Annotated in this window: 10 protein-coding genes; 9 read left to right on the top strand and 1 reads right to left on the bottom strand. The window is 47.6% G+C overall.

Features of this window, described 5'->3' with window-relative positions; genetic code table 11:
• The first annotated feature begins 25 nt into the window (after positions 1–25).
• The gene (locus BUA17_RS11720) at positions 26–1918 is read left to right on the top strand and encodes an FTR1 family iron permease (RefSeq protein WP_244552126.1); all 1893 of its coding nucleotides are present in this window, start codon (positions 26–28) and stop codon (positions 1916–1918) included.
• A gap of 166 nt (positions 1919–2084) precedes the next feature.
• On the opposite strand, the gene BUA17_RS11715 is transcribed toward BUA17_RS11720, so the two are convergent.
• Positions 2085–3146, bottom strand: coding sequence for a LacI family DNA-binding transcriptional regulator (locus tag BUA17_RS11715; protein ID WP_072733706.1), 1062 nt, complete (start codon positions 3144–3146; stop codon positions 2085–2087).
• A gap of 506 nt (positions 3147–3652) precedes the next feature.
• Between BUA17_RS11715 and BUA17_RS11710 the strand changes: the two genes are divergently transcribed.
• The 8 genes from BUA17_RS11710 to BUA17_RS11670 all read left to right on the top strand — a co-directional run bounded on the left by BUA17_RS11710 (position 3653) and on the right by BUA17_RS11670 (position 12952).
• Complete coding sequence (locus BUA17_RS11710) at positions 3653–4546, top strand: ABC transporter permease (protein ID WP_240321538.1); 894 nt, start codon at positions 3653–3655, stop codon at positions 4544–4546.
• A gap of 16 nt (positions 4547–4562) precedes the next feature.
• Positions 4563–5444, top strand: coding sequence for a carbohydrate ABC transporter permease (locus tag BUA17_RS11705; protein WP_072733705.1), 882 nt, complete (start codon positions 4563–4565; stop codon positions 5442–5444).
• A 56-nt stretch (positions 5445–5500) separates the two neighbouring features.
• Positions 5501–7108, top strand: a complete 1608-nt coding sequence (locus BUA17_RS11700; protein ID WP_072733704.1) for an ABC transporter substrate-binding protein — start codon at positions 5501–5503, stop codon at positions 7106–7108.
• Between the two features lie 98 nt (positions 7109–7206).
• The gene (locus tag BUA17_RS11695; RefSeq protein ID WP_072733703.1) at positions 7207–8688 is read left to right on the top strand and encodes a glycoside hydrolase family 32 protein; all 1482 of its coding nucleotides are present in this window, start codon (positions 7207–7209) and stop codon (positions 8686–8688) included.
• 19 nt (positions 8689–8707) lie between these two features.
• Positions 8708–9601, top strand: a complete 894-nt coding sequence (locus BUA17_RS11690) for an ROK family protein (RefSeq protein ID WP_072733702.1) — start codon at positions 8708–8710, stop codon at positions 9599–9601.
• 412 nt (positions 9602–10013) lie between these two features.
• Positions 10014–10358 carry a Na-translocating system protein MpsC family protein gene (locus BUA17_RS11685; RefSeq protein ID WP_024632855.1) on the top strand — a complete coding sequence of 115 codons (345 nt, stop codon included), beginning with the start codon at positions 10014–10016 and terminating at the stop codon, positions 10356–10358.
• Between the two features lie 477 nt (positions 10359–10835).
• A complete protein-coding gene (locus BUA17_RS11675) occupies positions 10836–11906 on the top strand; it encodes an ABC transporter substrate-binding protein (protein WP_063567243.1) in 1071 nt (356 codons plus the stop codon).
• 107 nt (positions 11907–12013) lie between these two features.
• The gene (locus BUA17_RS11670) at positions 12014–12952 is read left to right on the top strand and encodes a nucleoside hydrolase (RefSeq protein ID WP_072733701.1); all 939 of its coding nucleotides are present in this window, start codon (positions 12014–12016) and stop codon (positions 12950–12952) included.
• The last annotated feature ends 171 nt before the right edge of the window (positions 12953–13123 follow it).

Below are 13123 nucleotides of genomic sequence, written 5' to 3'. Positions count from 1 at the left end.
CAGAGGAATGGGGAGGATGACAAAGATGAGCAGGATCGCAGATCGGAAGGCGCCGAAGCGGCTGTACAAAGGAAGGTTGATGCGCTCCTTGCTGATGCTGCTGGTGTTCCTGATGGTGGGGTCCAGTGTAATTCGTTTACCGGGCATGCCACACGCTTCTGCTGAGGGGCTCCAAAACAATGAGCAGTCCGTGCAAAAACAACTGGATAGTCTATTGCCGCCTGTGGGCAGCGCCTTGGTTGAAGCGGGACAGGGCAAGCTGGCAGAAGCCACGGAGGACGTCGCCGAATTCCGGCAACTGTGGGATGCTGCCAGCACGTTGGTGCCGGAGCAGAACGCAGATCAGGTTGCGACGGCCGTAAGTAGTGTAGGTGATGCCTTGTCCAAAGCGGAACAGGCACTGTCGGGCAAGGATTCTGATGCTGCCAAGAAAGCACTGGCGGATCTTGCCCGTGCGACCAATCAGTACATTGAGGCGTTTCAGGGTGCGGAAGAGAGCAGGGACGCAGGCCGTAAAGCGGCCGAAAGGCTGCTGCCGGACGCACGTAAAAGTTTGAGTGCAATGGAACAGGGCGATTGGACCCAGGCAGAGCTTGCCTATAAACGGATTGTTACGGCCTGGAAAGGCACCGAAGCTCCGATCCGTCAGGATCATTTTGGCGTATACAGCCAGTTGGAGAAGGACATCAGCCTGGTTCGTATTTCAATGCAGGCCGAGCCCCGCAAGGAAGAACAGGCAACAGAGCGTATGCAGGAACTGGTCACGTTGCTCACGGACTACAGTGCAGGGACACTCAAGGAAGGGGAAGTTGAGGATACGTCGGCATCCTCTGGTGTTTCTTCATTGTCCGACCTGCTGAAATTACTGGAGCAAATAGAGCAGCAGATTCAAGCCGGGGATACCACTTCTGCTGCAACGGGATTGGAGCAGTTTATCGTGGCCTGGCCTTTAGTTGAAGGTCAGGTGCAGATATCATCTCCCGCTTCATATACGGCTATTGAGAATGAAATGGCGGAAGCATCCGGATATGTCGTCTCCAATCCGCCAAATACGGCGAAGGCAACCGAGGTTGTAACCCGAATGATCAATCGGCTGGAGCCGTTAACGGCTACCACCTCATACACGGCATGGGATGCAGCATTGATTCTGCTTCGCGAAGGATTGGAGGCCATTCTGGTACTGGCTGCATTGCTCGCTTATGCCAAGAAAAGTGGCGAGACTGCGGCCCGGCGCTGGATCTGGGCTGGTGCTGGTAGTGGTCTGCTGCTTAGTGCGGCGCTAGCCGTTGTACTGTCGCTGACCCTTGCTGTGGCATCATCGGGTAGTACACGGGAGATGATTGAGGGGTATACGGGGCTTGCAGCCGTTGTACTAATGTTGACGGTTGGACATTGGATGCATAGCAAATCGAATACCCGCTCCTGGAATAGTTATGTACAGCGACAGGTAGGTGGTGCACTGGCAAGGGGGAGTCTGTGGTCACTCTTTGCTGTGGCGGGACTCGCCATATTGCGAGAAGGTGCGGAGACTGCGATCTTTTATATTGGCATGGCGCCTGCAATTGATACCTCGCAGATGTTGATCGGTATGGGGGCAGCATTGCTCATCCTGATTGTATTGGCTGTGGCCATTATTCAGTTCAGTGTACGTCTGCCTGTACGATGGTTTTTCCTGACCGCTACGCTGCTGATTTATTATCTGGTATTTCGTTTCCTTGGAGAGAGTATTCACTCCCTTCAAGTCTCAGCAGCGCTGGGGGCTCATGTTGTGCCGAGTCTGCCAACGATGGGCTGGCTTGGCATGTATCCGACATGGGAGACCTTTATTCCACAACTCGTTGTGCTGGTCTTTATGATCTTTAATTTGATTCGCACAGAGGTACGTTCGGCCAAAGGAGCATCCAAGGCATCCGTGTAGCACGGAGCTACGAGTTTTGGTTAAAGGCTGCGTCCTGTTCGCATCATATTGTGAATGCATCATACAAAGGGCATATAGAAGTCCCTTTAAAAAAAGCCGTATCCTTCACGATCTACTCTGCGTGAAAGATACGGCTATTTATTTTTTTAGAGATTCATGAGATAAGTTAAACGGTTTGTGGATTGGCATTCATAAGTGTGGGAGTGGACTCCCGTATGATCGGTTTGGTCACGATATGCGAGACCTGATAAGGCTGAGACGGATGGTCAATCCGGGATAACAGCATCTCCGCAGCCTTAATGCCCATTTCGTTGCTGTAGATATGAACCGTCGTTAATGCAGGTTCAATAATCCGTGATTCAGGTGCGTTATCGAATCCGCATATGACGATATCCTGCGGCACTTTAACATTCTTCGCTCTCAAAGCTCTGATCAAGTCGACTGCGATAAAGTCGTTGGCACACACATACGCATCAGGCAGAGACTTCAGCTTCGCTACTCGCTCGTTCAACCAGCCGGGCTTCGAGAAGAACATGCGGTCATCATCCACAATGCACTGGGATGGATCGACCTGCAGGCCCGCTTCCAGCATGGCCCGCTGATACCCTACCCAACGTTCATTAAAGCTTTTGCAATGATTGTAATCCCCGGCAAATCCAATATGGTTATAACCGCTCTCAATTAACTTTCTGGTTAACTGGTACGTGCTGTGCTCATTCTCCATCAGCAGCAAATCTGCATGAAATTCCGGAAAACATATGTCAGAAGCGCAATCGATGAAGATGGTGGGAATTCCCAGATCGGTAATAAGCTGCGTATATTTCAGATCGAACAATTCAATGCAGATGATGCCATCTACGTTGGAAATATCAAAATTGTTAGGAAGTGTAAGTGAATCCTGATCAACCTCACGCACAATATGAATGGAGAGATTGTACCCCTCTGCGCTGATTCTTTTCTCCAGACCGCTGATTAACATTGAACCAAAGTGAGATGTATTGGGCAGATTTTCCGTTAACAGGGCGATATTGCTTGGAGCTTTGGTTAGAACATGCTCATTTTCCATATAGGCAAACTGTTTATATTTAAGTTCAATTGCTTTTTTAATTACACGATTACGTGTCTCATCCGGGATGTTTCCGCTATCATTCAAGGCTTTGGAAGCTGTATTCCGGGAGATGCCCAAAGCATCCGCGATGTCCTGTATCGTAACCTTTTCTTTTGCCATCTAGTGCTTCACCTCTAATGATCATATGGTCGTCCATAGTATTATCTTAGTCAAATGTATAATAGATCGAAACAAATAGCAATCACAATTTTACATATGCACAATTCAGTTTACATTTTTAATTCAGATAATGCGCTATTATTTATATTCAAAAGTTTCGTTACAAATGATAATTAGTTCGCAGTATTCTACTGATGATAAGGGGAATGACAGATTTAAGGGAATTAAACAAACGTTATATATACCATTTAATGCACATTTATAACTCGAAAAATACACAAAATGTTATCAAATGCACAATTATTTTTTACAAAATGTATTGACTAATGCCTAGATTACCTGTTAAATTGTAAATTATTAAATGAGCAATTGTAAATATTGAAAGCCCTTACTACAAACAATTGTCAACTTCAGGAATGAACGGAGGTCATGTGTTGGATAACACGGTGGATACCAAAAAGGGTACAGGAAGGGCGTTGAAAGAGAGGACATCAACCGGTCACAGGATGCAGCAGTTCAAAAAGAATTATTTTTTGTATTTGTTACTCGCACCAGCTCTGATCCTGACCCTTATCTTCAAATACATCCCGATGTACGGAGCCATTATCGCATTTAAGGATTTTAGTCCAATCAAAGGCATCATGGGCAGTGAGTGGGTAGGACTAAAGCATTTCGAGAAATTTATAGCTTCACCCAATTTCGATATCATTTTAATGAATACGCTTAAACTGAGCTTTTTGGGGTTGATATTCAGTTTTCCGGTGCCCATTCTACTTGCTCTTATGCTCAATCAGGTACGTAAAGCTGGAGTGAAAAAAAATATTCAATTGTTTCTGTATGCACCCAACTTCATATCGGTTGTTGTCGTTGTGGGTATGCTGTTCATCTTCCTATCCCCGACAGGACCGGTTAACCAATTCGCGACATGGATTACCGGTCATCCAATCATGTTCATGTCCGAGCCGGAATATTTCCGCTGGATCTACATTTTGTCGGATATTTGGACCGGAGCAGGCTGGGCTTCCATCATTTATGTCGCTGCTTTGGCCAATGTCGATCCGGAACTTCACAATGCAGCCAATCTGGATGGAGCCAATCTACTTCAGCGTATTCGCCACATCGACCTTCCGACGATTCGTCCGATTATGGCTATCGTATTTATTCTTGCCGCTGGCGGAATCATGTCGATTGGATTTGAGAAGGCCTACCTGATGCAGACGTCCATGAACCTGCCTTCCTCCGAGATCATTGCCACGTATGTCTACAAGGTGGGCTTGCAGTCCGGAGATTACGCTTATTCTGCGGCAGTGGGATTGTTCAACTCGGTCATCAATGTCATTTTGCTGGTGACTGTGAATCTGATTGTGAAGAAATTGAATGAAGGCGAAGGCCTCTATTAGGAAGGGAGTATTATCCATGGTAGTCAAACACACGGGAATGGATCGTCTGATCCTCGCACTGAACGCCATCTTTCTCACCTGTGCTGTACTGGTTGTGGTCGTTCCTTTGATTTACATCGTTATCGCCTCATTTATGGACCCTACTGTGCTGCTGAATCGGGGATTGTCCTTCAATGTATCCGACTGGAGTCTGGACGGGTATCAGATGATTTTGTCTAATCCGGCCATGATTCGAGGGTTTGCCAATGCGGTGCTGTACTCGGTTTCCTTTGCACTCGTAACGGTGACTGTCTCGATATTTGCAGGTTATGCCTTGTCTGATGAAAGGCTGGCTGGGCGGGGATTTTTCATGATTATATTTATCATCACGATGTTCTTCGGTGGCGGTTTAATTCCTACCTATCTGCTTGTTCGTAATCTCGGCATGCTGGACACGGTATGGGCCATTATCATCCCAGGCGCAGTCAACGTATGGAACATCATTCTCTCCAGAACCTTCTTCAAAGGGGTACCGCGAGAACTGAGAGAAGCCGCCAATGTGGATGGCGCCTCCGAGATGAAGATTTTCTTCCAGATCGTCATTCCGTTATCAAAACCTATCATTTTTGTCCTCGCGTTGTACGCGTTTGTAGGGCAGTGGAATTCCTATTTTGACGCCATGATCTATCTGGACAACCCGAACCTTCATCCGTTACAGCTCGTTCTGCGCTCCATTCTGATTCAGAATCAGGCTGCACCGGGCATGATCAGTGATCAGCTTGCGATGGCAGAACTGAAACGGCTCTCGGAAATGATCAAATATTCAGCCATTGTCATTTCGAGTCTGCCACTCATCATCATGTATCCGTTCTTTCAGAAATATTTCGAAAAAGGTGTCATGGTAGGTTCGCTCAAATAGTGAACAGCCTGAAATATAGCGCGTTCGATCCAACATAATCCACGGAGGTCATTATCATGAAAAAAGTGAACAAGTCCAGAAAAGCCGCTACAACGGCATCCATCTCCATGTTGTCAGCTATGCTCCTGCTCTCGGCCTGTGGCGGGGGAGGAGGCGGTGCAGCGAGTGAAGTCCAGTCGCCTGATGGCAAAGTGACATTGAATTTTATAACACAGAGTTCTCCGCTGGCCCCTGCTGATCCGAACGAGAAGTTGATTAACAAGAGACTCGAAGAGAAAACCAATGTGCATATCAACTGGAAAAACTACACGAGTGATGTGTTCGCGGAAAAAAGAAACCTGGCGGTAGCCAGCGGTGATTTGCCCGATGCCATCTTTGATGCAGGTTATGGGGATTATGATCTCCTGAAACTGGCGAAGGACGGGGCCATCATTCCACTGGAAGACCTGATTGAGCAATACATGCCGAATCTGCAAAAGGTGCTGGAGGAAGCTCCCGAATACAAAAGCATGATTACGGCTCCAGACGGACATATTTATTCCTTTCCCTGGATTGAGGAGCTCGGAAGTGGCAAGCAGCGCATACAGGCGGTTGATGACTTGCCCTGGATCAATGTAGAGTGGCTGAACAAGCTTGGATTGAAGATGCCAACGACGACCGAAGAGCTGAAACAAGTGCTGATTGCGTTCAAAACCCAGGATCCCAACGGTAATGGTAAGGCGGACGAAATCCCGTTGTCTTTCATTAACAAGCCTGGCGGAGAAGATCTGACATTTCTCTTTGCCGCATTTGGACTTGGAGAGAACTCGGATCACACGGTTGTAACCAACGATGGAAAAGTGGTATTCACGGCAGCTGATGAAGGCTACAAGGAAGCGGTCAAATATATTCACGAATTGGTTCAGGAAGGTCTCGTGGACATCGAAGCGTATCAGCAGGATTGGAATACGTATCTGGCCAAGGGCAAAGACAACAAGTATGGCATGTACTTCACTTGGGATAAGGCCAACATTACAGGCATGAATGATACCTATGATGTTCTGCCTCCGGTTGCCGGGCCCAATGGAGAGGTTAATGTTGCACGTACGAATGGTATTGGTCTCGACCGGGGACGTATGGTTATTACGAGCAGCAATAAAAATCTGGAATCCACAGCGAAGTGGGTGGACCAATTGTACGATCCGCTCCAATCCGTGCAGAACAACTGGGGAACCTACGGCGATGAGACACAGCAGAATATATTTGAATTCGATGAAGCCAAAGGCATGCTGAAGCATCTTCCGCTGGAAGGCTCTGCACCTGTTGAGCTCAGACAGAAAACGAGTATATCAGGACCACTGGCCATTCTCGACAGTTACTATGATAAATACACGACCAAACCGGATGATGCCGCATGGCGTATGGAATTGCTTGACAAAGTTATGGTTCCACATATGAAAGCAGAAAACGTCTATCCAAAAGTGTTCTTCTCGATTGATGAACTCGACCGCCTCTCCACGATTGAGACCGATCTGTTCGCCTATGTGCTGCGTATGCGCACGGAATGGTATCAGAACGGAAAGATCGATCAGGAGTGGGATGCTTATCTGAAAGAGCTGGATCGTCTCGGCTTGCAAGAGTGGCTTCAAATTAAACAAGCGGGATATGACCGCAATACCCAATAAAACAAACTGGATGAGGAGACTCTGCCGTACATAGCATTAAGGTGCGTGAGTGAAGCAAGTCCCCTCTTCAACGGTTTGATCCAAAGGAGTAAACCAACATGTCTACCATTTCAACAACGGATTACCGGGGCGCCTATCACTTCTCGCCCAAGAAAAATTGGATGAATGACCCCAACGGTATGGTATTTTTCAAAGGCGAGTATCACTTGTTCTATCAGCATCATCCATTTGGCACAACATGGGGACCGATGCATTGGGGACACGCGGTGACCAAGGACCTGGTTACCTGGGAAGAGCTGCCTGTGGCTTTGGCGCCGGATGAGCATGGCATGATATTTTCCGGCAGCGCCGTGGTGGACTGGAACAATACGTCCGGATTCTTTAACGATGAGCCAGGACTGGTGGCTATTTTTACCCATCATCAGGAGGTGCCAAACAATCCTCCCGTTCAGTCTCAGAGCCTCGCATACAGCAAGGATAGTGGTAGAACATGGGTGAAATACGAGGGCAATCCGGTACTGGAGCATGAGTCGTTCGTGGATTTCCGTGATCCCAAAGTGTTCTGGCATGAACAGACCAAGGAATGGATTATGATTATCGCTTGTGGTCAAACGGTATGTCTGTACCATTCCCCCAATCTGAAGGATTGGACACTGGGCAGTGAATTCGGCGCAGGGATCGGTTCGCATGATGGCGTTTGGGAGTGCCCTGACCTTTTCCCGCTGGCCGTGGATGGAGATGCGAGCCAGGAGAAATGGGTGATGCTCGTCAGCATTGGTGCAGATCCAGCCTTCAAAGAAGGCTCCAGAACGCAATACTTCACCGGAGATTTTGATGGCATTACATTTGTTCCTGATGAAGCTTCCCATACCGTTCGCTGGCTTGATCATGGTCGGGATAACTACGCAGGGGTCAGTTGGTCCGACATTCCGGCCGAAGACGGCAGACGTCTGTTTATGGGCTGGATGAGCAACTGGATGTATGCCAATCAGACACCAACCGAAGCATACCGCGGCGCGATGACCATTGCGAGAGAGCTGACATTGGAGAAAAGGGACGGAGAAGTCCTGCTGGTTCAGCGTCCTGTACGCGAGCTGGAGCACGCACGCACGCCAGTACTGTCCTTACAGAATACTTCTATTAGACAAGTGAGTGAGCAGTTGAACACCTTGGGCCTTGTAAACTATGAGATTCATGCGGAATGGCCTTCTGATCAATCTGTTCAATTTGCATTACGAAGTGGTGCGGACAATGAAACTCTCATCGGCGTGGACGTTCGTCAGAATGAGGTATATGTTGATCGCAGTCGATCGGGTATTATCGATTTTCATGAACATTTCCTGGGTCGCCATGCAGCTGGATTAAAAGCAGTGGACGGCAACCAACATCTGCGTATCTTTGTGGATTACTCATCCGTAGAGGTATTTGCCAATGACGGTCAAGCGGTGATTACCGATCTGATCTATCCGGATGCGGGTTCTGAGGGAATCTCTGTTCAGTCCGAAAATAAGGATGTAGTATTTGCTTCGCTTCATATCTACGAGCTATCCCCTATCCGAGCTGAAGTCCAATTGAAATGAGCACTAGGGGGACAGCAAGATGCGTATAGGAGCAATAGAAGCCGGTGGAACAAAGTTTGTATGTGGTGTAGGTAATGAGCGAGGGGGAATTGAAGATTGGTGCAGCTTTCCAACGGAACATCCAGAGACCACACTGGCGAAGGTTATTGACTATTTCAGGGATAAAGGAGTAGCCGCAATCGGAATCGGCTCCTTTGGTCCGATTGATCTGCAACCGGATAGCCCCACCTGTGGTTACATTACAACAACGCCCAAGCCAGGGTGGGGAAACTGTAATGTTATTGGAACCTTGAAGCGCGAATTCCCGATTCCCTTCGGATGGGATACGGATGTGAATGCAGCGGCCCTTGGAGAAGTCACTTGGGGAGCAGCAAAGGGATTGGAAAACTGTGTGTATTATACAATCGGCACAGGTGTTGGGATTGGACTTGTAGCGGGAGGTAAACGTGTGCATGGATTGCTGCACCCAGAGGGTGGGCACATCCGGACGAGACGGCACCCGGAGGATCATTTTGCCGGATTATGTCCGTATCATGGCGATTGCTTGGAGGGCATGGCTGCGGGGCCAGCCATTCAAGCCCGTTGGCAGAGCCCTGGCAGCGAACTGCCGGCAGACCACCCTGCCTGGGAGATCGAATCCTTTTACATTGCGGAGTCCATCACGACAGCCATTCTGCTTCATTCCCCGCAAAAGGTCATCTTGGGCGGAGGGGTGATGCAGCAAAGTCATCTGTTCCCCATGATCCGGGAGCGGGTTGTACGAAATCTGAATGGTTATGTGAATGCAGCCTCAATAACGCAACATATCAATCAATATATTGTCCAGCCGGGATTGGGCCAGCACGCAGGACTATGCGGTGCCCTTGCATTGGGTTTAGAGGCATTGCAGCAACATCCAACGTCGGCTTTATAATTTCTTATATTAATAATGTCCCAGAAGGGACGGATGCAGGTTCACTTGGCTATGTGACCTCACCGTCCTTTGTGGGATTTTTGTCTCATTTACTACAAGAAAAAGTACGTACGCCACGGTTCAAGGCGGATCAGGAAAAGGTGATGCTCAGTCGTTTTGAGTTTCATCCAGAGAACGAGTATCAAAATTGGGTTTTTAAGCAAGAATAATAGAGAAAAGAGATACAGGTAACGCTAAGCACGCTCACGGTGAATATTTACGAATTGTTTTCGCTAGTTTATACCTATCGTTCGCTTTTATGTGTTATTTGCATGTTAACTATATCTTTTGGGTTGCCTAAAATCGTAGATATATGTATAATCAATCGTGTTAACACGTCGAACGTACGGTAGTAAATGATGTGGGTGAGTTCATGGAACTGCTGGACAGCAATGAGAGCAAGAAGAAGATGTGCCAGTATTATAACGAAATTTCGAAGGAACTGTTCGGCTTTGGGACCACTCTCCTGAGAGTGACCATTGATCAGAACATTGTAACCTTCTACGCGAAGCACCGACGTTCACCGCGCTCTGACGCCCTGGAAGGGGAGGCCCCCGGCTTGAAGCTGGAAGTGGACTTCCGCATGTCTGTCTTGTATAAGAAGAAATTCAGGGAGAAGTTGGAGCAGCACATGGGTTTGCCAATCGAAGCTGTATTACGGGATTATGATGCGTCCACGCAGTGGGCCATCACGAATGTGATATTGGAACAAGCATAGGATGGATCGACAGGTTCGATGTATGCGTTGCACACGATTCTAATTCATCATTCGGATTCCAAACAATTTCATATGATGGCGTCTGACTTCGGATTGATTCTGAAGCAGAAACCGATGATGTACCGGCAGCGGGTGTCGCTTTCCTTTGTTTACGAAGAAAAGTGTTCTTGTTTATACAAGAATGCTTTTCTTTTTGTTTTTTTAAGTTGAACTAGCCCTAAATAACGCATGTACCCTTCGAAAATCAGAAGACCTTCCGATCGCTGTTATCCCCAGATTTCTTTTATTCCCTTTAATAAAGGTAGAAATCTTGTGATAGCTTATGTTTCCGAAGAAGCTTTCTTTCAAAAAGCTTTTAGGCGAACACTTCGTTTCTCCAGGTTCTTTCTGTTTTCTACGTGAAATGCGTTATCAAGCTAGTTCAACTTAATGGTTTGGGTTGTTAAATCACACATATCAGGGGGAATCAGGATCATGATGAAAAAGTGGATTAGCGGTTTGGCGGCAGTGGCAATGACATCGGTATTACTTGCAGGATGCGGCAGCAGCACAGAGAACGCAACAGGCGGATCAGGCAGCGGAGGCACGGCGCCAACCAAACTGGTCATCTCCACTTGGGGGTTCTCGGAAGATTTCTTCAATGAAGAAGTATTTGGTCCATTTGAAAAAGAACATAATGTAGACATTGTGCTTGAAGTGGGTAACAACGCTGAGCGTTTGAACAAAATTCGCCAAGGTACATCCAATGTGGATGTGATCTATTTGTCCGATTACTATGCACAGCAAGGTATTGATGAAGGTTTGTTTGAGAAAATCGACCGCTCTAAAATTCCGAATGTGAATGATATTTATGATATTGCCAAAGCACCGCTTGGCGAAGATTACGGCCCGGCCTATACGGTTGGACAGCTCGGAATCGCTTATAATCCAGACCTCGTTAACAAAGAAGTCACTTCATGGGCAGATCTGTGGGACCCGGCGTTTGCGGGTAACCTGACCATTCCGAATATTACGGCAACAGCAGGCCCAATGGTATTGGATGCAGCTTCCCGTGTAGCCGGAAACGAAACGTTTAATGAAGATGCAGCATTTGCGGAACTGAAAAAATTAAGCAGCAACGTTGTTAAATTCTACACGCAAACTTCCGAATTCGTGAACATGTTCTCCCAAGAAGAGATTGCGGGCGGACCGATTATGGAAATGTATTTCAAAGACCTGAAAGCTGCAGTTCCAAATGCGAAGTTTGTTACACCTAGCGAAGGTGCATATGCAGTCATGAATACGATCAATGTCGTGAAAGGCAGTAAGAACAAAGAACTCGCCGAAGAATTCATCAACTGGCAGTTGAGCCAGGATGTACAAACCAAATCCGCCAAAGCTAAAGTGGATTCCCCAGTAAATACGAAGGTTGAATTGAATGCCGAAGAAGCTGAAGGCGTAACATATGGTGCGGACGTAGTTGGCAAGCTGAACAAGCTGGATATGGAATTTGTGAATCAACAGGCTAAAGCATGGACAGATCGTTGGAACCGCGAGATTGCACAATAAGCATAATTAGCGTTAGAACGATAAGGTTTAGAGACAGGTATAGATTATGCTCGACAAACAAAAATTTGCAGCAAGCAATCATTGAACGACAGAGGAGTTGGGAATGTATGAGTGAAACAGGAAATCGCATCATTCTGGATGTGGATACCGGTATTGATGACGCGCTGGCCATCTTGCTGGCCGTCAAGAGTCGGAAGCTGGACATTCTCGGAATTACCACGGTCTGTGGGAATGTATCGCTCCAGCAGGCAACGGATAATACATGCAAAATTCTCGAGCTGGTGGGAGCACCCTCCATTCCGGTCATTGCCGGAGCGGCTGGGCCACTCACACGCAAGTCTCACTATGAGCACCGGGTACATGGGCAAGACGGATTGGGTGGTGCGCTGCCCGATCCGGCCGTGTCCAAGCAGGCAGATGAAGGCTTTGCGCCGGAATTTATCGTTGAACAAGCGAAGTTGTACCCAGGCGAACTAACATTGATCATGACCGCGCCATTAACGAATCTGGCGCTTGCGTTAATGAAGTGTCCTGAACTACCTACATTATTGAAGGAAGTCATCTTCATGGGTGGCGTCGTTCGTGGACATGGCAATGTTACACCTACTGCGGAGTACAACACGTACGCCGATCCCGAAGCCGCACGCATTGTATTGCACGCAGGTTTCGAGAAGCTTACGCAGGTGGGCTTGGATGTTACCCGCCAAACGCTGCTGAATGAAGAAGCCATCGGACGATTAACTGATCCGGTATTGCGCGATTACGTGGCACAGAGCACGGAGATTTACATCAAGCGGTATGAAGAAATGAACGGCATACGCGCTTGTGCCCTGCATGATCCACTGGCCGTTGGTGTCGCTCTTGCCCCGGAACTGGTTGGACGCAAATCGTATTACGTTGATGTAGAGACGGCCAGCCGCCTGTGCGATGGTCAGATGGTATGTGACTTCCAAAACCGTTTGGGTGAACAACCCAACACACTGGTATGCGAAACGGTAGATGCCGAAGCATTTCTTGAGTTGTTTATTAATGCGTTAAATGCGTAGCTATGATCTTCACGGCATTGGGGTATAGTCTAAAAATCATTCCTTACGTATTTCGCTGGTAGTGGAGGGGACGAAATCGATTCTGTAGAAGCGAAGCGTTCGCCTTTATCCTTGGATTTTTCCTTCTAACAGAAGGCGATCAAGAAAATCCAAGGATAACAGCGATCGAAA

Source organism: Paenibacillus sp. ov031 (assembly GCF_900143165.1).
Classification (GTDB): domain Bacteria; phylum Bacillota; class Bacilli; order Paenibacillales; family Paenibacillaceae; genus Paenibacillus; species Paenibacillus marchantiae.
The sequence above is the reverse complement of the archived record's forward strand: the minus strand, read 5'-3'. Positions and strand labels throughout refer to the sequence as shown.

Coding starts and splice junctions, on each gene's coding strand:
- BUA17_RS11685 (WP_024632855.1), top strand. CDS start 10,014: ATGGAACTGCTGGACAGCAATGAGAGCAAGAAGAAGATGTGCCAGTAT.
- BUA17_RS11715 (WP_072733706.1), bottom strand. CDS start 3,146: ATGGCAAAAGAAAAGGTTACGATACAGGACATCGCGGATGCTTTGGGC.
- BUA17_RS11720 (WP_244552126.1), top strand. CDS start 26: ATGAGCAGGATCGCAGATCGGAAGGCGCCGAAGCGGCTGTACAAAGGA.
- BUA17_RS11695 (WP_072733703.1), top strand. CDS start 7,207: ATGTCTACCATTTCAACAACGGATTACCGGGGCGCCTATCACTTCTCG.
- BUA17_RS11690 (WP_072733702.1), top strand. CDS start 8,708: ATGCGTATAGGAGCAATAGAAGCCGGTGGAACAAAGTTTGTATGTGGT.
- BUA17_RS11670 (WP_072733701.1), top strand. CDS start 12,014: ATGAGTGAAACAGGAAATCGCATCATTCTGGATGTGGATACCGGTATT.
- BUA17_RS11675 (WP_063567243.1), top strand. CDS start 10,836: ATGAAAAAGTGGATTAGCGGTTTGGCGGCAGTGGCAATGACATCGGTA.
- BUA17_RS11710 (WP_240321538.1), top strand. CDS start 3,653: ATGCAGCAGTTCAAAAAGAATTATTTTTTGTATTTGTTACTCGCACCA.
- BUA17_RS11700 (WP_072733704.1), top strand. CDS start 5,501: ATGAAAAAAGTGAACAAGTCCAGAAAAGCCGCTACAACGGCATCCATC.
- BUA17_RS11705 (WP_072733705.1), top strand. CDS start 4,563: ATGGTAGTCAAACACACGGGAATGGATCGTCTGATCCTCGCACTGAAC.